Genomic DNA, 24,958 nt, shown 5'->3' with positions numbered 1-24,958 from the left:
ATAATAAGACTTATGTTAATTACGTCATGATTACTGACGTATTTAGCGCGTCGTTTCATCGGAAAATCTCCTGGTAAGCGTCAAGCACAAGACGGACTTCGGCCTGCGCGGAAGCTGATGCTGCGGCGAGGCAATTCAGATAGGTTTGTGCCTCATCGAAGTAGGTGTTGAACTCGGCTCTGATGTCGTCGCCGTACTCGTTCAGGAGCGCAGGCGAGGCCGCCAGCTCCGGCCGCAACGGCAACACGCAGTCCATCGCCAGCGTCTCGGCATTTGCTGGGATCGCTAGGGCGATGAATGCGCTACATGCCAGCAACCGCGACATCTGGTGGTCTCCCGACAATCTGGGGGCGAATCGTGTGCCGGACCTATCACCGAAAAAATATCTTAATCAATCAAAAGATATCTATTGACCTCTTAAAGTGTTTTCCGCTACGTCGCCGCATATCTTGTGACATGCACTGTTTGAAGCGGTGCAAAAGCAGGTTACTTCCGTAGGAACTTCTTTCCTTCGGAGGCAAAATGGCAGGAACAAAATACCCCGTGATCCTAACATCGCACATGGAAGAGGCGATCGAGGGTGGGGCATGGATCGAGGTGGAATGCGTTGAGGCCCCGGAAAAGGGCGGCAATACGCATAGGGGTGGCTGGACGGTTTTTGTCTGCTCCAATGACGGTCAAGGCGGTGTGCACCGGTCGGTCTATGTGACCAACCGGGATCTGAAACCACGCGTCTTCAAAACCGCAGCAGGGCTCATGAGCTTCTGCCTGGAGCTCGACGCAAAGGTATTCAGCTGCCCTCTCCGGGAAGGTGAGAGAGGCACGTGGGAGTTTGAGACGACAAGGTATCCTACCGGCGGCTAGCCTCGTTCTCTGGGGGCTTTCAGGCCCTTCCACTCATGCACAATCCGTTATCGATCTCGATGCTCCAGACCGTGTTGGTCGACTGACCAGTAGCGTTCTCGACTTTGCAAGACCCCAACCCGAGCAAAGCGACGTTGTCGCACGCTCTGAGATCGTCCCTCTTGAATCACCACGCCTTTCTTCGCCGCGGGTCCCATTGGGCCGCCCTGCTATCGAGGCTATGATCCTTGATGTGGGGTCGGTCTACGTGGACCACCCGGCCCTGCGGAGGGCAGGGATGTCCTCTCGCGACTGGCTCGCATTCTTTCGCGCCAACATCGCTATTGAAAGCGCATTTGATCCAGGCGCGCGGTCGCATGTCGGCGCAATCGGGCTTGGGCAGTTGATGCCAGACACTGCGCGCGTGCTTGGCGTCGATCCGCATGATCCTGAGCAAAACCTGCATGGATCCGCCCGCTATTTGCTGACACAGCTTGATCGTTTCGGCACGCCGCAGCTTGCGCTTGCGGCCTATAATGCCGGCCCCGAAGCCGTGGCGCGCCATGGCGGGATTCCCCCCTACCGCGAAACACAAGGCCATGTCCGCAAGGTCATGGCCGTCTATGCCCAATCCATCGGAGACCAGATATGAAACGCATCGACTATACCCGGGCGGCATTGGCCGCGTTGCTGATAGTGGCCGCAGCCCCGGCGCTCGCACAGGACCTTAGCCCGGTCTCTGACATGATCGACAACATCATCGACGCGGTAACGGGTCCGATCGGTCGTGGCCTCGGTGTGCTCGCTCTCGTGGGATCCGGTGTCATGATGTTTTTCGGGCGCCTCAACTGGCCGATTTTCGTCGCCGTGTTTGTCGGCGTGGTGCTGATCTTTTCGGCCGAGACCATCATCGACGGCTTTGCGGCTCCTTGATCTGACCGGCCGCAGAGACCTCCATGCGCGACACACCACTCTTTCTGGGGCTGACCAAGCCGCCACGGATATTCGGTCTCCCGATCGGATATTTCGTGGCGCTGGTCTTCGCATCCGTGATCCCTTTCATTCTGGTTGACGACATGCGGTTCCTGCTGGTGTTCCTTGTGGGCTACCCACCGCTTTGGCTGGTCGCAGACCGCAATCCACATCTGTTCCAGATTTTGAACGTGGTGATGTCGCGCACACCGCGAACGAGTGTGCGATCCGGTGATGGGGGCGATCTCTATGTCGCGTGAGTTTCGGGGGTTTCGTGCTACCAGTGCCGTTCGGGATGCACTTGGGGACAAGGTTTTGAAAGCCGAGCGTCTTGGACGGCATCTACCCTACATCGCTGCGGTGCGAGACAATGTCATCCTGACGCGGCAGGGTGATCTGATGGCGTCGGTCACGCTCGGCGGGATCGACAGCTTCACCAGCGATGACGCCCGGATCGATGAGATCAGTGAAGGCTTTGCCCGGATCGTCAGTCAGTTGGGCGAGCGTTTCGGTTTCCACATCAACAAGGTATCACGCCCGGACGTCGCGGACCTTGCTGCGCCTGACGGTATGCCTTTTGCAAATGCGGTAGACGCGGCGTGGCAGAGAAGCCTGCGCGCACGTGACCTGAAAGCCCGCACATTGATGCTGACAGTGTTGATGCGTCCGTCGATACCGCAGGCATTCTCGAAGGTTCTGGGCGCCCTTGGCGGCGGCCGCGATTTCCAGAAAGACATCGATACGCGAATTGTTGCCCTGGAAGAGGCCATGACGCTGCTCATGGCAATGTATTCCGACGCAGGTGCAGCGCGCCTGACAGTCTCGAGCGGGGACTGGCTTGCAGTGTTGGCCGCGGTTCACGGACAGAGCTACGGCAAGATCATCGCGGCCCCCGGGCAATTGTTGGCTGACACGATGAGCAATTTCGACGTCAGCTTTCAAGGCAGAACCATGCGGCTGGAAAGCGGCGACAGCGCACGATACGGCGCGATTTTCGGGATGAAATCCTATCCCAGTCGCACCTGGCCAACCATGCTTGATGCGTTGGAACTGCCCTATGACATCACGATCACCAACTCTTTCACGCCGCGGCGCGCCAATGAGATGGTTGAGCGCATTCAACGCACCTTTCGCCAGCGGGGTGCTTCTGAGGATGCTGGTGTCAGCCTGACAGAGCAATTGATCGAAGCCGCCGACGCCGTGGCATCCGGCCGGTCGACCTTTGGGACACACCATGCATCCGTGCAGGTCTTCTGTGACAGCGCCGCGGAACTGGAACAGGCAGCTTCCGAGATCTGGCGGGCAGGGCAAGAGACCGGTGCCGTTCTGGTAAGGGAATCCTGGGCTGCAAAGGCGCTCTATTTCGCGCAAGCGCCGGGAAACTGGGCCTACCGGATCCGTGACGGGATCGTTTCGTCGCACAATTTCGCGGAACTGGCGGCGTTTCACAAGACAAGGCCGGGACGCGGACCCGAGGCCAGCCCATGGGGCAAGACGATCACGGCCTTCCCGACCGTGACCTCCAGCCTCTACCGGTTCAACTTTCACGAAGCGGGGCGCCGGACCGATGAGCCAAGCGTCGGGCACACACTTGTTCTGGGCCGCACCGGGTCCGGCAAGACACTCGGCACGGCTTTTCTCATGGCGCAGGCCCGTAGAGTGGGTGCGCGGGTTATCGTTTTCGACAAGGACCAGGGGTTGGAGATGGCGATCCGCGCTTTGGGTGGCAGCTATAGTGAAATCAAGGTGGGCCAGCCCACCGGCTTTAATCCGATGACCACGGAGACCGATGCGCGGGGGGCCGCCTGGCTGACAGATTGGCTCGGCGACATTCTGGCCCGTCACCGTCCATTTGAGACGGTCCAGACCGCAGCACTGAACGAGGCGGTTCGTCAGATCGCCGCGGCGGAGCCGGGCCTCAGAACCTTTGACGGTTTGGCAAGCCTCGTGGCTTCTACCGATGATGATGGCGACCTGGTGTCCCGCGTGCGGGAATGGACAGAAGTCGGCCGATACGGTTGGCTTTTCTCAAGGCCCAGTGCCCAGTCGATTGCCATTGGCGAGGATGTCCTTGGTCTCGACATGACCGAACTTCTGGACCAGGACGCAGAACGCTCCGCCCTGCTCGCCTATCTCTTCCGCCGTATCGAGCGCGTGATCGAGGATCGCAGACCAACGATCATTGTGATCGACGAAGCCTGGAAGATGTTGGCTGACGATATCTTCGTCAAGCGCCTCCATGACTGGCTGGTTACCATGCGCAAGCGCAACTGCGTGGTGATGATGTTGACCCAGACACCGGGCCATCTGGACCAAAGTTCGGTCGGCCAGATCATCGCGGAAAGTGTGGCAACCCAGATCCTGTTTCCGAATCCACGGGCAAATCCAGAGGATTACAGCATCCTGCGCCTGAACGCGCGCGAGGCGGATTTTCTTTCCAGCCCGACAGCCGGGTTGCGATTGGCATTGATCCGTTCCGGGGCCGACAGCGTGTTCGTCAATACCGATCTCGCAGGCTTGGGCGGTCTGGTCACTGTTCTTGGTGGCGGCAAGACCGGTGAGGAAAAGGCGCCTGCCGATTGGCGCAAGAAAGAAGAATTCTGGAAGGACATGATGTGAAAGCACGATTTTTTCTGTTGGTCGCCATGACGGCCCTGAGCGCTTGCGAAGGCGTATCAACAGGCGTGCGATCGCCTTGTTTTGAGCGGCCCGCGATGGCGTTCTCGGCCCCTGCTCCCGACCTTGTTTCACGGAATGCGCATTGTGATTTCCAGAGCTTCTAGAATGGCGATTCCGTTGGCCTTGGGTCTTGGCTCGCTCGCCTCCGCGCAGGGCGTGCCAGTGATCGATGGCTCCAACCTTGCCCGCGCTGTGTCTCGCGTCGAAGAGCTCGCACGCGACGCCTTGCGGCAGGGCCAGAAGCGCGACGCCCGCGAGGAACAAGCGGATATCTATCAAGAGCAGCTTGAAGCCTACGCGCGTTTCCTTGAGGAGACCACCGGTGTCACCGACCTGAGTGGGTTCGAAGCTGGTGGGCCCGGCTGGGCGAGCGCTGCAGAGACTTACCCAGCCCAGGAAGATCATCCTGATGCAGATCGCCTCTTCGGTGAGCCAAGTGACGTGGAACGCATGATCATCACGGTGGCGCGGCGCTATGAGGGTCATCCCGGTGTTGCGGCTGCCGGTCTGACGCCACTGACGTGGCGTATCCTGTTCCAGTCACTGATCAAGCAGGAAAGTCGTTTCAACAATGCAGCCGTCTCCCACGTGGGTGCGCGCGGTTTTTGCCAGCTGATGCCGGGCACAGCATCGGATCTCGGTGTGAACCCATATGATCCTTGGGAAAACCTGGACGGTGGCGCACGCTACATTCTTACGCAACTGAACCGCTTCGGTCGGATCGATCACGCTCTGGCAGCCTATAATGCAGGCCCCGGCCGTGTTCTCGAGTATGGTGGCGTGCCTCCGTTCGAGGAAACCCAGACCTACGTCCGGCGCATCAACGGGTATTACAACGACTATCTTGGCACCATCACCGGCGTCGACATGACGGGGTCACTGGCGGGCTTCGATGGCGCCTCGGCCGCCTGGGGCAACTGGGCGGATGCCTCGGTAGGCTATGGCGCCTACATGGGCACCCAGATCGATCAGGCCATGACTCGGATTGCGGCGCTGTTGCGTGAAGATCCGCCCGATAATGCAAAAGAGGCGCTGGACCGCTCCACCTATATGCTTGCTGAACGGGCGCGGCTCATGGCGCTGACGCTGCGTCTGCGCGCGGCCCACGTGAAAGTCGAAGCGGCACAAGGTTTGACCGAGGCCGCCGATCACCTGGAGCAATCCACTTTCTGGAGGTATTCCGATGAAGGCTAAGACCCGCCTTGCCGCTATCCTTGTCGCGGGCACGCTCATGGCGGCCCCCCTGCCCCCTGCCTTCGCTCAGGGTGTGCCAGTGATCGATGGATCGAACCTCGCGCAGAATATCGAGCAGCTGCAGGCCGCGCTGCGCGATGCGGAAAATCAGCTCCAGCAAATCGAGGAATTGCGCACCCAGATCGAGCGCCTCACTGATATTCAGGGCCTTCTTGATGACGTCCTGGGTTCAATTACCGGCCTGAATGAAATCGCAGCCCTCTACAACGACGTGGAGGACCTGCGTGCCCGCGCCCAGAAGATCACCGATCTATCGGGTTTCATGGACAACCTGTCGCTCGGGGATTTTGACAGCCTGCTGGATGATCTGCTCGATGGCGACGTCACCATGGGAGAGCGCCGCGCCGCGGATGCCATGCGCGAGACGATGGCCAGTGCGGGGTTCACCTCGGAAAAACTCACCGAGCTGAACGACGCCGGGAACCCGCAAGGCGCTGCTATAGCCGATCTGGCGGCTGCCAATGCCATGGTTATCGGGCAAGCCCAGATTTCCTACGAGGAAGCCGCCCAGAGCATCGAGCGTATCGATGGGCTGGTGGAAGCGATTGGCGATCAGGAAACTCTCAAGGAATCGATCGATCTCAACACACGTATGGCCGCGGAGACGAATTACATGCTGGGCCAGATGTGGCGCCTGAATGCCGCCCAAGGCTTGGCGCAAGGTCAAAATGGCATCGATTTCGCGGCCGAGCAGGCCCGCACACGCTCCTTCTTTGATTTTTCCGGCGCCGAGGACTGACCCTTGAATACATCACTCAAAGCACTTGCAGTTTTCATCACCCTGGCAGGCAGTGCCTGGGCGGAAGACTTGCAAGACCTGCCCGACGATACGTTGCTCGGGGAGGTCGTCACTGCCACCGAAAACGGGGAGGAAGAACGCCTCCTCGACCTGATGCGCGAGGTACAGGCAAGGGGGCTTTTGATGTTCCCGAAGCCGCAAACCTGCACCTTCAGCTATCCGGACACCGAGTTTTTCCGAAACGAGATTTTCCGTGGAGCGGTTCGATGGGGCTTCGGCACCGACCTGAGAGAGCTTGCAATGTCTCAGGGCTTCTGCGGCTGCATCTATGAGCTTGGATCGCTCGATGCGTTTACGCAGGAACGGATTGGCAAACCGGCGCAGGATGCAATTACCAGCGATTTCAGCGTCTTTCGCAAATACCGTCGTAGCGATTGGTCAGATGTAAACGAGCGCTATCAGATCTTTCAATTGGAGCGGTGTGGTAGTTAAGGATGGCCATAATCGCTGAGGTTCTGGCATTGGTAGATGCAACTGTCGCGGGCGTAGCAGCCGACACATATGCTGATACGGTTGACGCAGTACGCCCGGTTGTACAGACCGCATCTGTTTTGGTGGTCGTTCTTGTAGGCGCAAATGTTGGTCTGCAAGCCGTGCCGCTCTCGGTATCCACAATCGTGTCGGTGGGGCTGCGCATTGTGCTGGTCAATGTGTTTTTGATCTACGCAAACCTCTCTGTTCCGTACGAAGCGCTGACAAATGCTCCTGCTGAACTTGGTGCAGGTATTCTCAACTCCCTCTCAGGTGGTGATGTCACAAACCTTTATGACGGCATAGACGATCTCTACTCCCAAGCCCTGAATGTCGGACAGGCGATCAGCCAGAATGGCGGCTGGCTGGCCGGTGCCATGACCAGCGTGGTCATGTTTCTTGTGGCCGCCGCCATGGCGACGATCACCATCATCGTTCTGTCGGCTGCCAAGATCATGTTGGCGGTATTGATCGCCATTGCACCAGTGGCCGTGGCCTGCACATTGTTCAAACAATCAGCGCCGCTGTTCGAGGCTTGGGTCAAACTCGCCATCGGTTTTTCCTTTGTGCCGCTTTTCGTGGCTGCCATGGCTGGCTTCACCATAGCGACGGGTCAAGCCATCGCACCTGATAGCCTGGACAGCGTCGAAACACTCGGGGACGCGATCTCGTTCGTCGTGGTGATGATGATCGGCGCCGGCCTGATGTTGCTCGTGCCAACTTTCGCGCAAGGGCTCGCCGCCACGAACATCGGCCTCGCCTCGATCGGTGCAAATGCCGCGCGGATGCCCGGGAACGCGTGGCGCAATACCGGTGCCGCGATCCGGGGTGGCGATGACATGCGACGGGGCTTCAACGCAGGACTTCAGGGACAAGGCGTCTCCGACCGATCGTCCAGCGCGGCCCGTGCCGGGAGCTATGCGGGCGGTGCAGTCAAGCTGGCCGGAAAGATGAAGAAGGGATAGTCATGAGTGATTTCGATATCGATTTGGTGATGGGTCCGCGCCGGGCAGCGCGCGCCGCATGGATCGTTGCGGGCTGTTCCTGCGCCGTATCCGTGCTGTTGGCCTTGACCATTACGGTTATGTTGCCCCTGCGCGAAACCGAAGTGTTTACGGTCCTCGTCGATAGCACGTCAGGTGCAGCAGAGCGCATCTACCAGGTTCAGCCGACCGGTATCACCGATGAGGAAGCGATCAAGGAATCCCTGCTTGTCAGCTATATCAGCGACCGCGAAAGCTATTTCAGGAATGGTATTCAAGAACGGCTCGAAAGTGTCCAGCGGCGCTCCAGTGGACCAGCTCGGGCCTCGCTGATAGAACTCTGGACCACGGGGTCCGAGAATTATCCACCGCGCAGCTATGGCGCGAATGCGCAGGTCGATGTCCGCGTGCGGGCGATCACCTTCCTGCAGGAAGAAGTGGCCCAGATCCGGTTCGACAAACGCCTCACCCGACCCAACCAGGCACCGGTCACGCAAACATTCATCGCCACCGTAGGGTTTGAATTTGCCCCCCGCCGCGAACGCTCCCTGACACGCGTTTGGGAAAATCCCCTTGGCTTCTCGGTGACCGCTTACCGGGTCGATGCCGAAACACTGACACGAGAGTAATTCATGAAAACTTTTCTGATTGCCATCGCAACGGTCGGCGGGTTGCTCGGAATGCCCGCCTTGGCCGAGCGCGCACCGGTCACCATGGGACAGGACGCCCGCGTTCGCCACGTGACCTTCAACCCCACGGATGTGATCCGGATCGACACCCACCTTCGGGTAAACACGTCAATCGAACTCGGTCCTGGCGAACGGATCAATCAAGTCCTGATCGGTGACTCCGCGTCCTATGAAGTGGAGGTTCTGTCAAACCGCAATACGATCTCGATCAAGCCTGTCGAGGCACGGGCCGCGACAAACCTGACGATCTTTACCAACCGCCGCGCTGTCGCCTTCTATCTGACAGAGGGACGCTCGCGGACACAGTCTTTCCGGGTCGTCGTAAACTTTCCCGACGAGCGACCCGCCGGGCGCCAGCTTGCGGCTGGAGGCAGAGATACCGGCTATCAGTTCGCGGGCAGCGGTGCGATGCGCCCGGTGCGGGTCTGGAATGATGGGCGCTCGACCTTCTTTGAATTCCGGCCCGGCGTGCGGCCCTCGATCTTCGGCTTGAACGCCCAAGGCTACGAGATCACCCAGAACAGCCAGACGCAAGGTGCGGTCGTGCGGGTCACCGGCGTGCGGGACGCCTACACGATCCGCATGGGCGACGATCATATCTGCATTACCCGTGAAACTGGTGGGTTCACGACCGAGGCTGCTGCCGTGGCCGCCCTGCGTGGACGGGAGTTCTGATCATGAGCGACGAGAAAACCGGGGAAAAGGAATACAGCTTCGCGCCCAAGCGGCGCGCACCTCTCGGGCTCAGGCTTGGTCTGGGTGCATTGCTTCTGGCAGGGACCGCCATCATTGCCTACCCGCTTGTGCAAGGCAGCGGCATCACTTCCGCCGTTGAAACATCGAAAGCCGACGACTTTCAGGATCAGGTCGACGGTGACGGGTTCGGCCGCATGATAGCCGACGCTGAACCGGCCGAACAACGATCGGAGCCGAGGTTCGATCCCGGACCAATCGAGGATGAACTCGCGGCGCAGCGCTTGGCACTCGAGGAACAGAACGCCAAGCTTGCGAGCGACGTGGTCACCCTACAAGCCCAGTTGGCAAGACTGGCCGAGGCCCCTGCCCCCGACAATTCCGCCGAGCTGGCCGAAGCGCTGCGCTCGGTCCAGGAACAAAACACGGCGCTCATCGCCCAGATGCAAAGCGAGATGGACACCCGATTGGCAGAAGCCGATCTTGAAGCGCAAAAGCGTATCGCCGATGAGGTTGCCGCACGCGCACGTGTTGCCGATGGCAGGATGGAGCAGTTGATGGAGCAAATGCTCGGACTGCAGCGCCAGAACGACGCCCTGCAACAGCAGATCGATGACGGTATGAATGATGCTCTACGCGCGCAAACCGAGCGGGATCAACTCGCCGCCGAGGAAGCAGCGCGACGGGCTGAACTGGACCGTCGGCGTGCCGAGGCGGCGGCGCTGCGCGACACACAAATCCGGTCCGAAGGGGTGATCTTTGATGCGGGCGGCCAGACGGGCAGTCCGGCATCCAACCCCGAGAGGGGGCCCGCGGTCGGAGATGCAGCGGCGCGCGCCTTCGTGTTGGACGGTGCCCAGCCCGTTCAAGTCGCGACAGCGGAGGTTATCGCCAATCCTTCCAATACGGTGCTGCAGGGCACGCTCATTCAAGCGTCACTGGAAACCGCCATCGAATCCACATTGCCCGGACAGATTACCGCCATCGTGAACTACCCGGTCTGGAGTTTCGATCAGTCCCGCGTTCTCATTCCCGAAGGCTCCCGCCTCTTCGGGACGTACAATTCGAATGTCTCTTTGGGCCAGGCCCGCATTCTGGTTGGCTGGTCACGCATCGTCACACCCGAGGGGCAATCGGTGCAGCTCGCCGCATTTGGCGCAGACGATCAAGGCCGCTCGGGCGTGACGGGCTCCGTGAACTCCCGCTTTGGGCTGCGCTTTGGCACAGCCGCATTGCTCTCGATCATCGGCGCAGGACCGGCAATCGCCGCATCCGAGGCCAGCTCCGAGACCGGATCAGAAATTGCCGAAGATGTTGCGGGCAGTTTTTCGCAGGCCACCGATACGGTGATCGGCGAATATGCCACCCTGCCTCCGGTTATCTCGGTCCAGCCAGGTGCTGCGATCAGTGTGATCGTCGACCGTGATCTTGAGTTCTATTAAGTGCGTTTCGGGTTCGACAAAATAATCACGTGTCGAAACACGCGTTCGACCGAAGGGAGAGGCAGCGTGTTTCGACGCAACACAAACCTGAAACGCACAGGCGGCCAGCCATGAACCCGGCGGCAGAAAAAGCCAGTTTTCTTTCGACCTATCTAAAACCTCTGGCTGCACCACTCGCCGATCCCTGCGTGGTCGAAATAGCGGTCAATCCCGATGGAAAGGTCTGGGTAGAAACCCGGGGGGCTGAGCATATGGTCGGCCTCGAAGGTGTGTTTTTCTCCCCTTCCCAAGCTCGGGACCTTGCAACATCCATTGCCAGCGCCACCCACGGACAGATCAGCGAGAAAAAGCCGCTCGTCTCCGGCAAGATCGAGATGAACGGCAAGCCGATCCGGGCACAGGTCGTCTATCCACCGGTAGTGGATGGCGGGCCGTCGATCACCTTGCGCCGCTACAGTGAAGACCAACTCACCTTGGGCGACATCGGTCTGTTGCACGGTGCACTGGTGGACCTGGACGCCGAACGACAGGAAAAAGCCGAACGGGTGATCGCGCTGACCCAAGCGGGGGATATTCGAGCCGCCATGAAACTCTGCATCGACGAGCGGTTGAACATCATGATCAGCGGCGGGACGTCCACGGGCAAAACGACTTTTGCCCGGGCGCTTCTCGCGCTGGTGACCAAGACGGAGCGTATCGTGACCATCGAGGACGCATTCGAGCTCTTTCCTCCGCAGCCCAATCGCGCGATGCTCAAGGCGGACCGTATTCCCTCAAGCGAACGCACAGCGGCCAAATTGCTGGAGACCTCTTTGCGCATGCGTCCTGACCGGATCATTCTTGGCGAATTGCGCGGCGATGAGTGCAAGACCTTCCTCGACGCGATCAACACCGGCCATTCAGGCTCTTTCACAACAATTCACGCCGATACCGCGCAGAAGGCGCTCGACCGCCTTGCCCTAATGGTCATGTCGGTGGGCATCAATATGAGTTTTGAGGAGGTAAGGCGCTATGCCGCCTCCAGCATCGATGTCGTGGTGCAGCTTGGGCGCAAGGACGGACGGCGCGGGGTCGAACAGGTGTGGGTGCCGGGCAGATGATTGTCGCTGAGCAAAGAATGCTACAGCCAACTGAACCACACGCATGAGGGTCAGGGATTCCAAATGTTCTGATCGGACCACCCCAAAACAAATCCTGCTGTCTCGAGCCCAATCTCATTTGGCAACTTTGACTTAAGGATGTGTTCTTTTAGCCTGAAATTCCATCGCGAATTAGGATAATAGCTCTTGAGTAGAAAAACCATGACGACTATCGCGCTATATATTCGTTTCGTCGGAGCATCATCTCCTTCACGGTTCTGTCGCAGGTGGTCCAGTTCGGGTATCGTGCCTCTGGGTGGAACGCCCGGACTGTTTACCAGCGGCTTGTTCCATATCCGAGAGTGATGAGCACAGCCGTTCCTCACCTCGTTGAGTGCTGTCACCCAAGATGCAAAGGTCTTTCGTTTGAGGTCAGGATGTATCCGTGACGCTATGGCGTCCTTGTGCTTGTCATCGAGGTTGGCAACGATATGAGCCAGATTTCCCCAATCCCAAGTTCCAGCCTCGACCCAAATTGGCGGCCGCCCAGGATATCTCGATCGGAAGTGCTTAGCGAATTCTTCTTTTGAACGGTCAAAGTGACGATCAAGACCTTCTATGAACTGTTTCAGCGGAACCTCACCGTTTTCGTCGGGTTGACTGAAACGGCTTTTGTACGTTCGGGCATCCCGATGAGCATACGGGCTCTGCTGTCCAAGTACCTCGATCAAAGTGGTGCGAAGCGCGACCTCGATCCTTTCAATCGCATCGAGCAGAAGGATACGCAGGCTCTTGTCGAAAAGGTAGAAGTCGATCACCTGATCGAAATGGGTTCCAGTGCGGAATTTGTCACATCGAACAACCTCATCCTCACCGCCGTGAACGGGGCAGAAATCCCGGAACGGATAACTGAAGGCGCTCAGGCGATAGTAGCCGATGCGCCGCAACGAACGCAGGGCGTGTTGGCGATCAGGGACCACGAGCCCCCGAAGAAGCATTATATCGAGGCACTCCTCGGTAGACCGGAAGGGCTTGAGATAAATCAGCATTTTGAGGACGGGGTCTTAAACGAAGAAGACCGGGCCGTAGCAGGGCGACGAGGCCAAGCCAGAGGGCACCGGTCATAAGACACGCTGTGATTACCGCAACATGCCGACCCTGTCAACCAAAATGGTATAACCTCGCAGCCGACGGTATGGTAAGAAAACCTTAACATTTCACGGGCCTGCCTTTTTCAGAAGCCATGCGGCCAAGATTAGGCCGTTCGATGCCACAAGGCTCGCATCCTCCGCCGAGAGCTCCTCCTCCGTCCCCACAACATGACCGTGGCCAGTCCCGGTAAGGTTCCGAAGCTCATTCGCGCTCTCGATCATTTTCTTCGCGTTGCTAGAGATTTTCCGGATATGTCCCTCTCCCTTTGTCGCGGGCGGGGTCTGCGGGCTCAGCCCCAGTTCGTTGAAGCAGGTCGAGGTAAGTTCCGGAAAATGAAGCTTCTGAATATCAACATGGCCCCTTTTCGTCAGGATTGTTCGCATGGCCGCCTCGAGGAGATCTTTAGTCGCCCCGACCGCAAGGTATGGGTCGCCGGGAAGGGCCTTCTCGATCCGTTCGATATGTGTCTTGAGGTCGATAACGGAGCTGACCGCCGCGACCTCCCCCAAACTATGCGAAAGGGCGGTAACGACTGGGTCGGCCTCATTTTCCCAGATATCGAGGATCTCCGGATCCCTCTTCTTGAGAGCACGTTTCACAATGGGCCGTTCAAATAGATCAAGGAGGGCGGGAACATTCGAATATGACAGCAGCTCGACCAGATCGAGGATGTGACCTTCATGATCCGGATCGCTCCACTGCAGGCTCCGGAGGAACCTGTCATGCCCCAGAATCCTATCTTGAAGCCCATAACGAACCGCAAACTTCTTCCATTCACTTTCATCCATGCTGACAGCGAGTGCCTCTGAGAGGGTAATTTTGAAACGCCCAAGGAGATCGTCGTCATCTGCGATGCGGTCGGGGATTCCTGCCTTTTTCAATCGTCACTCCTTCTTGAACGGCAAACCGGTGGCCGAATTTTCTTACGGGGTATACGGGATCTTCACTTTTAGGGCCTCGCAATGAACGAGCAGGTGATTATCCGAAGCCGACAAGATGACCATCGGGTTTTCCTTGATGTATTTCGCAAGGCCCCTCTGAAGGTTGTCTAGCGCCGAAACGGTAATTGAAACCTCTCGCTCAAAATGGCCCCCTTCGACCGGGATGATCGTTCCTCCCCCCGGAAGGTCAACCTCTAGGCCTCGGCTCGAGGGCCTTAGTATTGCCCGATCCGAGGCCCTGGCCCTGCCACTGGGGCCGCGTTTCATTTTGGATAAGTGCTGGAAAGACTCGATTATGTCCGAAAGGCGCACCACAAGCATGAATGAAAATCCCCTCAAAATATGGTCATCTACAATACCCCGCCCGACGGATCCGAGATCGGGCCGCCGGGGTCTCAAGATCCCGATAGCGCCCCCTCGAATAGCGTTGGCAGTCGAGTGCGTGTCCGTTCGCAATGGCGATTGCCCCTATATCCTGGTCCGCGAGAAAACAGACACCAACCCATCGATCATGGGTTCTGTCACCGTTCAGCTCACAGGTTACCGTCTCACCCCGGACAAGCCTGTTCATGAAGGCTCTGGCCTCTCTCCCTATCCTGCTGGATGTCTCCGGGCCGTCGACCCCGTTCAGGCGGATCGGGATGCCGTCAACGACGATGGTATCGACATCGCGGACAACCGTCACACGGCCCTCGATGACCCTGTCTGCCAAAGCCGGGCTCGAAAGGAGCATGGCGAACAAAGCCAACCTCAAGATCATCCGGCGTGACCTCCACGACCGTTCCACGGTCGCATCAGGCGCTGTTCGATGTCGCGGCGGGCAACAACCTTTGTCCAGACCTCCCAGCCCCGATCATCCCCGTCAACGCTGAGGAAATCCCCATATCGCAGGCTGAACACGTCCGCCGGGCTTTCGGGTTTGGTGAAGTTCTTCAACTCCTCCTCGATCTTTTCAATGTCTTCGATCCAGTCATCTTCGATCGTGTCCGGAAGGGACCCGAGGATGTCATATCGATCCTGCATCCGTTCCGAGAGCCTCTGATAAACCCGCTCATCGATCGTCCCCGCATAAACGAGATTGGCCATATCGACCTCGCTACGCTGTTGACCGTACCGTTTGATGCGGCCGATCCGCTGCTCCAGACGGGAGGGGTTCCAGGGGAGGTCCACGTTGATAAGGGTTCCAAGCGTCTGCAGGTTCAGGCCCTCACAAGCCGCGTCAGTTGCGCAGACCACGCGGAGCTTTCGCTCTTTGACCCCCTTCTTGATGTCCTCACGGTCAATGGACCGCCACTCACCCCCGAGAATGACCCCTGACTTCCCAACCCCCGCATAGACCGCCACCGGCTCTTCAGGGAAATGGCCGCTGATCAGCTCCCCCACCCAGCGGGCGGTGTCGTAATATTGCGAGAAGATGATGCAACCCAAGGCGAGCCATCCCTCCCGATCAAGGTAGTGCAGGACGGCGCGACCCTTCGGGTCATCCTGCCTTGCGGCCCGGAGGATTGCGATCACCCTCTCGAGATGCTGCGATTCCTGATCAACCGCTGAGGCGTAATCCTCAACCCCCATGTCCTCAATGGCCTCCAGAAGATCCTGATCCTCAGTCTCCTCCTCCAGAAAACCCTCTCGGCGCCGGGCGAGCATCTTTTCTGCCGTGGCCATCCCGGACGCGATCGAAGAGCAAATGCGTTGCATCATGAGATTGCCCAGAAAACCAGTCCCCTTCTGACGGGTTTTCATGGCCCTCGTGAAGAGGCGGACCTGATCATAGGCCTGATCATAGAAGTTCGGGGTTCGGACAGCGTTCCCTTCGAAAACCCCGGGCGCCGCACCAGGGCGTGGATGGATATTGACTGCGATCCTGTCCATGAGCTTCGCGTCCTCCAGCGTCTTGCGACGGCGAAGAACCACGTGGCGGCCAAGTGGGTTGTGATACCGCATGAAGGGCAAGTTCTGTGCGACCTCGCCTAGCTCGAGGACGTCCGCAAGATCATCCCGGGCGAAATCATCAATGTCATGAATACCACGATCCGTGAAGAACTCGTCCTCAGGCAACTTCAGGTCCTGCCGGATATACCGGAAAACTTTGGCTTCCCGGCCGTGTGGCAGGGGCGACCTCAGCCAGGGCCAAGCGGTCTCAGGGTCCGGAAGCATTGTCTTTCCGGAAATCAGGTCGAGCGCCTCCTGCGCCTGCCACCAGCGGGAGGCGCTCGGGCGACCCAGTACATGATCCCTGCCGTGGGCGAGGAGTTTAATCAGATCCCAGATCTCTTCCCTGTTCGTCTGGATCGGGGTCGCGGTACCAATCACAAAATGCCGGGTGCGCAGGGATAACCGCTCCATGGCCTTGTAGAGCTTTCCGGGCTCCGGCTCATCCATGCCGATCCCCCGTTTCACCCGGGCCTTGTGCCCCTCGTCCAGTGCGATCATCCCAAAGGTTCCACGCATGAGAGCCTGAGCCTCCGGGCCGCCGCGAACAAGAAGGCCGGTCGACACGATACCGATCTGCCCCGGGCAGCGCAGGATATCCTCCGGATCCCGTGCGACGACGGTATGGCCTCGATGATCAAGCCAGCCCTTCTTGGGGACCCGAGACCATACACAGGAGGGCAGGCCCAACTTGTCCCAGAGCTCCGTCTGCCATTGCAACGTCAGGGTAGCCGGGCAAAGGATCAGGAAGGGCCCCTGATCCATCAGGACCGTGAGGGCGCCGGTAGCGGCCATGGAAAGCGTCTTACCCACCCCGACCTCATCCGCCAGAAGAAGGCGGGCAGACCCGTATTTCTGGTCATGCTCGGCGAAGATGTTCACGAAGGCCTTTTGCCAGGGGGCGAGACCCTCACCCCGGCGGGCAAGCGGTGATTCAACCGTGACGGACTTTGCAAGCCCGACCGGATCATCCTGCATATCCTGGATCTGGACCTCGACCTTCTCGGCCGTCCGCCCGATCTCGTCAATCACGGCTTGGGAAAGAGGCACCCCCTTCTTCCAGAGCCACTCAAACTCGGACCGGACCCATTCGGCGGCTTCCGCGGACGGGTCCTCCCAGATCATCTCGTAGGACTGGGCCCATCCATTTGCCGTCTCATTGATCGATCCGATGAAGCTGGAGGTGGAGCCATCAGGACGGGTTATCACCCCGGCCTTTCCGTGTAGAAACGGAGCGTTGTCCCGGGACACGACCCTGATCTCCACGTTCCCGGCGGTCAGGATCTCATGCAGACGGCGCCAGCGGGGCCTCTCGAGGAGGGCGTCGATCTCATTCCCCTGCTCATGCCACCGCTCCACCTGCGCCTGATCCCTGGCTTTCGGGCTAGCCGCGATCAAGTCCCTCGGGTCGAGATCGGCGTTGCAGACGATCCGGACCCGGTCGATCGTACTGATCTCCTCGTGGATCAGGTCAAAGACCGAGGATCTGAAATACCCCGCGATCCGATCATAGGTCGTGGCGCCCGTGAGCCTGTCTTTCAGGAAGACATGGGACAGTCTTTGATTTCGAGAGGAGAACCGGGCGATTGGGTCTGCCATGGATCACAGCCGTTCCGAACGGATCGCCATCTCGAGGATCCTGGCCGCTTTGGCCTCCTCCGGATCCGTACGTTCCCTCTTGGTCGCGAGGTAAGTCACAATCTGAATCAGGGTCTCCCGACGACGGCCGTATTCCGGCAGCATGTCCCGAAGCTCCTCGATGACATCCTCGGCCTCATCCTCCTTGCCGATCCGCCAGATTGCCCGCAGGGCGAGGCGCACGATGCTTTCACGGCCAAAGGGAACCCCCTCCGCCATCGAGGTTTTCCCGAGCTGAGCTGCAGATTTCAGCTTCGCATTGTTCGGGGATTTTGAAGCCATCATGTCATCGTAATCCGTGACCCGGAACGCCTTCGAAAAGTTCTGGAATTGGTCCAGCTTTGCCTGACCCGCCTCCTCGATATCGGCCATTTTCAGATAGAACCTTTCCCATCCGTTCAGGTCGAGCCAGATGTCCCGGCTGATCCCTTCGGGGACGAGGAATTCGTTTGCGGTCTGGACGGCGAACTCGGTCAGATCGTCAACGATGGTCGTTTCGCCCTTCTTGCGAGGCCGAAGGGCTTCTCGGGTCATGTCGACACCGTCGATCCGGGTGTAGGCGGTCAGGACCCGGAGGGCGGCCGCGTAGCCGGCCATCTGGAGATCCGCATCGTTGAAGATGTTCTCGCCCCGGGAGGCGTCCATCCGATCATTCAGGCCGATCATTTCCTTGATCTGACGTTCCACCTCATCCCGGATTTCATGGACGATCTCGTCCTGATACCCGGACCGCTCGCCCTTGCGTTTGCGCAGGACGATCATATGGGTGCCCTGGACGTAACCGCCCTTTTTCAGCTCGGTCATCGTCTCGGTGGAAACGTACCAGTCCTGGACCACCTGGAGGCCCGCGCCCCAGAAAATCTGGGCCATGTCGGACCAGGTCTTTGCGTCCTGGTGGGTGAACTGGACGATCTGGAGCCCGTTATCCGACATGTGCTCGGTCATGGCGCCGTAGGCGTCGATCATAGCCGCCTTGAAGGATTGACCCTCGCCCTTGATGGCAATGTTCCGGCGAGAGTCCCAGATCCACTCGTTGAAGGGGGCGGGTGGGTTCGCCCGGAGCCAGGCGATGAAGAATTCCGTTATTTCATCGTATTGAACGGCGTCAGCATAAGGAGGGTCAGTGATATAGATATCTGCATTATCAGATACGCCAGATGCGGTGTTATTCTTGATTTGCGTTTTTCCGCCGACTGGCGCATTTGCAGGAACGCCATCAAGAAAAGACCGCGCGAATCCATATGACCTAACCCCGTAATTCGGAAAGGTGTTCAGGGCTTGGTTGTAAAAAGTTTGCGCGGTCGACTCACGCGCAGCACCAGTACCGTAGTGACAAAGTTTTGAGTTCCAATTCACGTAACGAGCCAAAAGAGCCCGGTTTTCGGGCGATGTTGGACCAGCCTGCAAGACAAGCGAGCCTGCCAAAATTTGGCGCGGGCAGAAAAGCTGCTGCCAATAGGTCCAACCTCGCTCTCGAAGAATTCTCGCTGTTTCCTGTCCTGTTTCGACTTCCATATCTGGAACGAACCCGTCCCGCTGCCACTCGGCCAAGTGCCGCTCGACATACTCGGCAACCTCATCTTCCCGGGCAAGGTCGTCTGGCGTGACAGAAGCGAACCAGGTCCGAGGATTTCCCTTACCCTTCTTGATGTCTTTCCCATCCATCCACTGGATCGCATAAAGACGCTCTTGGAAGATATCGTCCGGACGGGGCCGGACATCATCGATCTCCCACGGGCGAAGCCGGTTACCGTTCGAACCATCATCGGCCCGGAAATCCCCTCGGATCTCCTTCATGGATGTACCCAGGTCATCTTTGAGCATCGGATGAAACAGTCGTCCGCTTCGCAGCGTACCAACCTCCGCAGCTTCAACTTCAGCATCGGTGACCCCGTTCAGGATCTCAATATCATAACGTTTGCTTGCGTGGTCAGGGATGAGGCGGGCGATGGTATTCCGCTTCTTCGAGATCATCCAAGTGGGAGAAACCGGCACCATCCATCCGGTCCGAGGGCATCTGACCTCGACACAGTAAAGGTAAAGCTTCGCCCGGTTACCCTCAGCGTCATGCTCGATCCCCATGTCTGTGATCGCCTTGTCCACGCGGTTCGCGATCTGTCGCATCTCGCGCACGATCTCCGCATGCCGATCAGGGCTGGCGCCCACGATGTTGAAGCTGGCCCAGCTCAACATGCAGGCGATCGGATTGAGGTCTGACGCGATGACGTCGCAGCCGACCCGGGCGGCCTCGAAAGGAATCGATCCGGATCCCGAGAAGGTGTCCGCCAATAAAGGCCTCCTACCGAACCGCATGATCCCAAGTTGCTCGACAAGCTCAGACAGGCTTCGGGCATTGGTTTTCAGGTGGGCGTTCACCTCATCCCAGATTCCATTTAACAGTTCCCGCTCCGCCAGCTCCTCGGGCCGTTTCACCTTTTCGAGACGCTGGCCGTAAGGCAGCTCGCCAAAGGCTCTCGCTATCCGCCTTTGGCGCTCACGAGCATCAAGATCGTCTCGCCAGACCCAGGATCGACCCGTATCGTCGGCAACCTCGAGTGCGTGATCAGGGAAGAGCTTCACAAACGCGGTCGGCCCACCTTCGTAACGACGCCCGAAGGTCTCGTCCGACATCCCCATAAGCTTTTCGAATATCTCAACATCCCGCTCGAGATCGTTTGTCGCTGGCATCAGAGCGGCAAGTACGCAGGCCCGTGTCAGGATCAGGGGTTTGCGCCCTTTCCAGTAGGACCCGAGCCCCGTCAATGTCTGGCCTTGAACCGCCTTCCGCTCCTTTTGAGTCTCCGCCGATATCTTTGCCGTCGGCCAGGCCTTCTCGATCAGCGCCGGCGCATCCTTTAGGCTGAACGGGGCGACCTTGCTCTTATCGGCGACAACTTGCGTCATTCGAGGCATTCCTTGAAATGTCAGAGATTGTTGAAAAGGTCCGGGGTTTTCGGATCCGTCACGGGCCGGGGCCGCTTGGGTTTCTTCTCGCCCCCGTCCCCCTCCCGGATCAGGGCATGCCGGATCGCCAGACGCCACCCGTCCTTGCTGTCATCCCATTCCCCACCGTCCCGGTCGATCTGCTGGAAAAGCCACCAGAGCTCTTCTGGCCGGTAGGAGGACCAGCGGGTGAAAGCGATCGCCGCCTCATCCGGGGTCGCATCCTCGATCGCCCAGGCCAGAACAGTGATCTCACGACCAAGGATCCGCTCCACCCGATTGTCACCTGTTGCAAATCTGGAGCCCTTGATCCCCTTCTCCTTAAGCCGTCGATTGAGATGGACCTTCAGGCCTTCTGCAACCTGGCGCCAGGTCTCTCGCGGGACGGATACCCGGCACAGGGTCTGGGCGCTTGTCGCAGCTGCGGCCGCACCAAAATCCTCCCAAACCTCAATAGGATCGGCCCGACCCTGAGGGATCCTGACCAAAAACTGATGGGGCATGGCGGAATTCGGGACCCCAAACCCGTGGGTGATATCCGTTTGTGTGCTCACTCCGCCTGCTCCACATCCTCGGCCGGAATATCGATGCCCAGCTGGGTGGCGAAATCCTTCAGGCTATACCCGTCCGGGAAATCCGCCTTGAGGCAGCGGAGCTGAACCTCCGCATCCGGCTCGCCAAGGGCCCCACGAAGGCCTTCGATCATCGTGTCGATTTCCTGACCGGACAGGGCCACATCTGCACCACTGCGGACCCTTAGATTGTTTTCCCCAGATCCAACGGTGAGGTTCACCCCCTGGAAGGTGATTTCCGGGTTGGGCTTGGTGGCCCGGATCATCCGGATGACCTCCCCCTTGGTCGGAAACTGGAAGTCCCGTTCCACCCGTGCCGGCAGATCATCCTTGATCTCCCGCTTCGCCCCGATCGCATCGAGGGTGAAACGCTTGTCAGTCGAGACCCCGCCCTTTGACGCATGGACGTAAAGTGTCGTCTTTGATCGGCCATCAATCTCGATCTGGCCGCCATCGTAGATCGTCCCCTCCTTGGGGTTGATCCCGGTGATGTTCCAGCGGATCTCCGCCTCTGGTCGAGCCGTCAGAGAGACACGCCATACCCCGGCCACCTCTTGACGATCATAGGTGATATCGATGCTTCCTGACCAACGGACGGGTTCAGAGACCTCAGCGGTCTCAGAGTTTCTGGCCTGAAACCACAACTCCACCTCGCGGGTCCGATATGTCCTGTCCGTCACGACTTCACCCGATGACAGTTCGGACTGCGAGGTCGCAACCAGAACCTCAGGAGATCGCCCCGCGTTCGAGACGATGAGCTCAAGCTCACTTTCCCCGGCAGCCGTGTCCCCGCCGATCTTTGTCACACGCAGGATCGGCATGGGCGGGGGCGGATTCTTGTCCACATACCCGTTCTCTTCAACCCAGCGGCTTTCGGAGAGGGCTATTGCCTTGATTTCGTCCATCCCCTTCGGCGGGAGCCAGATCCAGCGTGGATTGGAAGCGGCCCGTTCAAGTACGTCCGACCATCTGGTGCGGGACTGTCCCTCCGGGAACAGGGTCTCCTCGCACCGATGAATTAGACCCTCCATCCGATCCGTATCAACCTCGACAAGTTTTCGGGCCCCACCGCCCGACAAGGCGGCCTCCACCGCCCGCTCACCCAGGATCAGCCCACGTTCCTGGTGTTGGCCCAGATCGATGCGGACATCCTTCAAGCCATCTTTCTGGGGATACCAGACGGTATTAAAAAGGCTCTTGATAGTGGAGGTGAACCCCATCTCCGCGGAATCCTCCTCAGACTCCAGTTCTCGTTGGTGACGTGGGGTGTCATTCAGGACTGCACGAACCGCCGCAATCGCGAGGAGGCGCCGAACGCTGTCCTCCGCACTCGCCATTTTCGTTCCGTCACCGGCAACGACACAGAATGCATTCTTGTAGATGACATCACGAAACAGGCGCTCTGCTGCAGCGGGGGGCGATTTTGCATCCGGTGAGAGCACAAGGCAGCTGCGGCGAGAAGCCGTCAGGTTCACATCATCAACCCTCGGAAGGACAACCAGATCAGAATAAGCGGTCTTCGTTACGGGGCGGAAAATATCCGCCAGACGCCGACGCATCTCCTCATCAACCCTGTCCTGGGGGATCTTCGTGATCTTGTCCTCGATCTGCTTGCGAACATTCGCGACGTCCGAGAAATACCACCGATCCCCGTCCCGTTTGTGAAGATACCAGCAGCGTTTCCGAAGCTCATCAAAGGCCTCCGTGAACCGGGTCGGGGGCTTCCCGGGGGCGACAAGGTACTCGACCAACGTATCCGCCGGGAGGCCCCGGATGCCGTCCGTGTTATCCGACAAGGAAGATACAAAGAGTAGCGCCGCCACCTGAGCGGCGGACCGGTCGCCGCGATCCGCATCGATCGCCTGGGCATGCGAGGAGCCGTCCGTGTCGAACACGTCATTGGCCAAGGCAGACTCGAGGGTGCGTTCGATCTCCTTGACCTGATCACGGGTCTCCTGATCCGAAAAGTCCAGATACTGCACCCCGATCAAGAAAATCTCTTCGGATGGGTGAGACCAGACCCCGCGAAGCAGATTTGCCGTGAACTGGATCAGGCCACGGGTCTGGCGGAACTTCTCGTTCTCCTTAAAGAGGGCAAGAATATCCTTGTAACCGGGATGGAACGGGTAAGACCCGGCGATCTCATCCGCTAGCTGCTCAACGGATTGCGCCAGGGCACGCCCGCGGATGCCCTCTTTGTAAGCATCGGTGTAGGCAGTGATGACGCGACCGACCTCCTCGCCGGAGGGATCGGGAAGTTTTGTGAAGAGCCGTTTCCGAAGGATGTCATAGATCTCGCCGGTATTCAGATCGACCGGCGTGATGGATTTGGCACCCCGGGCGGTCTCCTTCTTGAGATCGGCCAGTTGTGCCCCGAGGTCTCGACGGGCCTGATCGTAAGCCGCATCAAGGGAGGCCACCACGACGACACAGCGTTTCAGCTTCATCGCTGCTGAAAAAAGATTGGCAAGGGAGTATTTCAGAAGATCTAGAAGCGTTCCCTGACCGACAGGCTTGGTCATCGCCATTGCGAGGTAAGGAGGAAGCTCGTCCAGCATAATCAGGGTGGGTTTGTCCCCGATCAGGCGCATCCAGTCTCCCTCGGACATCTCCTTGGGGCCGTTGACCCAGTGATCCCGGAATGCCTCGGCTTCCCCGAGTTGTTCGGCGATGTCACCCCAGACGTATTTCTGGACATCGCGACCGTTCACGGTAGCAATTCTGGCCGGTTCGTCACTCATGCCGACAGTGATTTCCTGAGGAATAAGGTCACGAAGCTCAGGAAAGCGGGACAGAAGACCGAGGGCGATCATGTTGTGGGTCTTACCCCCACCCATTGCCTGCCTGAGTTCGAAAACCGCTTGCTGGCTATTGCCGGCCAGGCGTTTCACCGCCCCTCGGAGAAACTCCGACATACCCTTGGTCACATGGTTCCGGGCATAAAAGGCCCGCGCCGTGTCCAAATCCGCCTCAAGAATGGAGGAAAGATGCTCGACCTGTTCCGACCGGCTCATCTTGTATACATCTGGGCTGATGTCGCAGACCTGCGTGACTAGCGGTATATTGTAAGAGTTCATCGTTCCCCCGTAATTCAATCCTTTTTGCGATCTGTCTCGAGGGACGTCGCAGAAATCACGTCAAAGCCTTTAGCCATCGGCCCTAACCCTTCAAGTCGCCTTCGGAAGTTCTTAGGAGTTCAAAACCCCTGCGAAATGCTTCGACTTGACTCACGCCCCTTTCAGCGCACCAGACCTTGAAGGCCCGTCGTTCCCATTCCGGAATCTTGAAATTGACGCTAGAAAGTGCGCTCAGATCATCGTGACCCCGATCGTTCTGAGACTCAGCCATTCAAAGCCCTCCCCTCCGCGATAAAATAAAGAATGGCAGATTTCTTGCAAAAGGTCTAGGCGTTCGTCATCCTGACCGTGTCTTCCGTGCCTTTGCAGTTTCTGCGTATGCCCGCAACATTCCAGTATAAGCTTGCACCGCAGTCTCGAATTCCTTGTCGCCCATGGAGATCGCCGCGGGTGCTGCGGGTTCTGGTTGCTCGAGGGTAATTTTTTTCGGCCTGTTCGAGACTGGCGCTGCAGCAGGAGGATAGGGCAAGGCATGCCCCTGCCGTGCTTTATCGATCTCCTCAAAATGCCGGTCCGCATAGTAGCGGATGTGATCCGCCTTGATGGGATATTGCCCCTCGGGCAGGACAAGGACCTTGTCGAGCGGGAAACGCAATAATTCAGCGGGCGATACCAACGCCCGTTCTTCCGAGCGACGGCTGATATTTGCGCTCTCCGAGAGCTTGCGCACGGTTGCCTGTGATCTGGTCTTGCCCACGATCGTGCGCTTGCCGAGGGCTGCGGACAGCACGTCTGCGGT

General features: G+C 58.7%; 22 protein-coding genes. 13 read left to right on the top strand and 9 right to left on the bottom strand.

All coding sequences use genetic code 11. The features are described 5' to 3' along the window. Positions 1-55: 55 nt before the first annotated feature. Positions 56-325: a hypothetical protein gene (locus tag ACRBB0_RS22685; protein WP_431376751.1), complete on the bottom strand. Its 270-nt coding sequence runs from the start codon at positions 323-325 to the stop codon at positions 56-58. A gap of 197 nt (positions 326-522) precedes the next feature. Between ACRBB0_RS22685 and ACRBB0_RS22680 the strand changes: the two genes are divergently transcribed. From ACRBB0_RS22680 to virB11, 13 genes are all read left to right on the top strand, one after another. Then, positions 523-864, top strand: coding sequence for a hypothetical protein (locus ACRBB0_RS22680; RefSeq protein WP_431376750.1), 342 nt, complete (start codon positions 523-525; stop codon positions 862-864). Between the two features lie 82 nt (positions 865-946). Further along, positions 947-1,495: a lytic transglycosylase domain-containing protein gene (locus tag ACRBB0_RS22675; protein WP_431376754.1), complete on the top strand. Its 549-nt coding sequence runs from the start codon at positions 947-949 to the stop codon at positions 1,493-1,495. Further along, positions 1,492-1,776 (top strand): TrbC/VirB2 family protein, encoded by a 285-nt coding sequence (locus tag ACRBB0_RS22670; protein WP_037239483.1) that lies wholly within the window; start codon positions 1,492-1,494, stop codon positions 1,774-1,776. The genes ACRBB0_RS22675 and ACRBB0_RS22670 overlap by 4 nt, the downstream gene beginning before the upstream one ends. Before the next feature lie 23 nt (positions 1,777-1,799). Then, a complete protein-coding gene (locus tag ACRBB0_RS22665) occupies positions 1,800-2,075 on the top strand; it encodes a type IV secretion system protein VirB3 (protein WP_380716404.1) in 276 nt (91 codons plus the stop codon). Then, positions 2,065-4,434: a type IV secretion system protein B4 gene (locus tag ACRBB0_RS22660; protein ID WP_431376749.1), complete on the top strand. Its 2,370-nt coding sequence runs from the start codon at positions 2,065-2,067 to the stop codon at positions 4,432-4,434. Before ACRBB0_RS22665 ends, ACRBB0_RS22660 begins: the two co-directional genes overlap by 11 nt. A 165-nt stretch (positions 4,435-4,599) precedes the next feature. After that, a complete protein-coding gene (locus tag ACRBB0_RS22655) occupies positions 4,600-5,688 on the top strand; it encodes a lytic transglycosylase domain-containing protein (RefSeq protein ID WP_431376748.1) in 1,089 nt (362 codons plus the stop codon). Next, a complete protein-coding gene (locus tag ACRBB0_RS22650) occupies positions 5,678-6,487 on the top strand; it encodes a type IV secretion system protein (protein ID WP_431376747.1) in 810 nt (269 codons plus the stop codon). The genes ACRBB0_RS22655 and ACRBB0_RS22650 overlap by 11 nt, the downstream gene beginning before the upstream one ends. A gap of 3 nt (positions 6,488-6,490) precedes the next feature. Then, positions 6,491-6,979, top strand: coding sequence for a hypothetical protein (locus ACRBB0_RS22645; protein ID WP_431376746.1), 489 nt, complete (start codon positions 6,491-6,493; stop codon positions 6,977-6,979). Between the two features lie 2 nt (positions 6,980-6,981). Continuing rightward, entirely contained in the window at positions 6,982-7,983 is a 1,002-nt protein-coding gene (locus tag ACRBB0_RS22640) for a type IV secretion system protein (protein WP_431376745.1), read from the top strand. Between the two features lie 2 nt (positions 7,984-7,985). Further along, positions 7,986-8,630: a virB8 family protein gene (locus ACRBB0_RS22635; protein WP_431376744.1), complete on the top strand. Its 645-nt coding sequence runs from the start codon at positions 7,986-7,988 to the stop codon at positions 8,628-8,630. Between the two features lie 3 nt (positions 8,631-8,633). After that, positions 8,634-9,365 carry a TrbG/VirB9 family P-type conjugative transfer protein gene (locus tag ACRBB0_RS22630; RefSeq protein ID WP_431376743.1) on the top strand — a complete coding sequence of 244 codons (732 nt, stop codon included), beginning with the start codon at positions 8,634-8,636 and terminating at the stop codon, positions 9,363-9,365. Positions 9,366-9,367: 2 nt separating this feature from the next. Beyond that, a complete protein-coding gene (locus ACRBB0_RS22625) occupies positions 9,368-10,825 on the top strand; it encodes a TrbI/VirB10 family protein (protein WP_431376742.1) in 1,458 nt (485 codons plus the stop codon). Between the two features lie 110 nt (positions 10,826-10,935). Beyond that, positions 10,936-11,925: a P-type DNA transfer ATPase VirB11 gene (gene virB11 / locus ACRBB0_RS22620; protein WP_431376741.1), complete on the top strand. Its 990-nt coding sequence runs from the start codon at positions 10,936-10,938 to the stop codon at positions 11,923-11,925. Positions 11,926-11,975: 50 nt separating this feature from the next. Here virB11 and ACRBB0_RS22615 read toward each other — a convergent pair whose 3' ends face one another. From ACRBB0_RS22615 to ACRBB0_RS22580, 8 genes are all read right to left on the bottom strand, one after another. Then, positions 11,976-12,902 carry an Abi family protein gene (locus tag ACRBB0_RS22615; RefSeq protein WP_431376753.1) on the bottom strand — a complete coding sequence of 309 codons (927 nt, stop codon included), beginning with the start codon at positions 12,900-12,902 and terminating at the stop codon, positions 11,976-11,978. Between the two features lie 219 nt (positions 12,903-13,121). Further along, a complete protein-coding gene (locus ACRBB0_RS22610) occupies positions 13,122-13,937 on the bottom strand; it encodes an abortive infection family protein (protein ID WP_431376740.1) in 816 nt (271 codons plus the stop codon). A gap of 406 nt (positions 13,938-14,343) precedes the next feature. Beyond that, a complete protein-coding gene (locus ACRBB0_RS22605; protein WP_431376752.1) occupies positions 14,344-14,730 on the bottom strand; it encodes a thermonuclease family protein in 387 nt (128 codons plus the stop codon). Positions 14,731-14,753: 23 nt separating this feature from the next. After that, positions 14,754-17,528 carry a phospholipase D-like domain-containing anti-phage protein gene (locus ACRBB0_RS22600; RefSeq protein ID WP_431376739.1) on the bottom strand — a complete coding sequence of 925 codons (2,775 nt, stop codon included), beginning with the start codon at positions 17,526-17,528 and terminating at the stop codon, positions 14,754-14,756. 3 nt (positions 17,529-17,531) lie between these two features. Continuing rightward, positions 17,532-20,471, bottom strand: a complete 2,940-nt coding sequence (locus tag ACRBB0_RS22595; protein WP_431376738.1) for an anti-phage-associated DUF1156 domain-containing protein — start codon at positions 20,469-20,471, stop codon at positions 17,532-17,534. Positions 20,472-20,491: 20 nt separating this feature from the next. Continuing rightward, entirely contained in the window at positions 20,492-21,064 is a 573-nt protein-coding gene (locus ACRBB0_RS22590; protein ID WP_431376737.1) for an anti-phage-associated DUF3780 domain-containing protein, read from the bottom strand. Continuing rightward, positions 21,061-24,159, bottom strand: coding sequence for an anti-phage-associated DUF499 domain-containing protein (locus ACRBB0_RS22585; protein WP_431376736.1), 3,099 nt, complete (start codon positions 24,157-24,159; stop codon positions 21,061-21,063). The genes ACRBB0_RS22590 and ACRBB0_RS22585 overlap by 4 nt, the downstream gene beginning before the upstream one ends. A 337-nt stretch (positions 24,160-24,496) precedes the next feature. Next, a partial coding sequence (locus ACRBB0_RS22580; RefSeq protein WP_431376735.1) for a type IV secretory system conjugative DNA transfer family protein occupies positions 24,497-24,958 on the bottom strand: 462 nt, incomplete at its 5' end.

Origin of the sequence: Pelagimonas sp., assembly GCF_050633425.1 — a bacterium.
GTDB lineage: Bacteria > Pseudomonadota > Alphaproteobacteria > Rhodobacterales > Rhodobacteraceae > Pelagimonas.
This window is presented reverse-complemented; position numbering and strand designations above follow the sequence as displayed.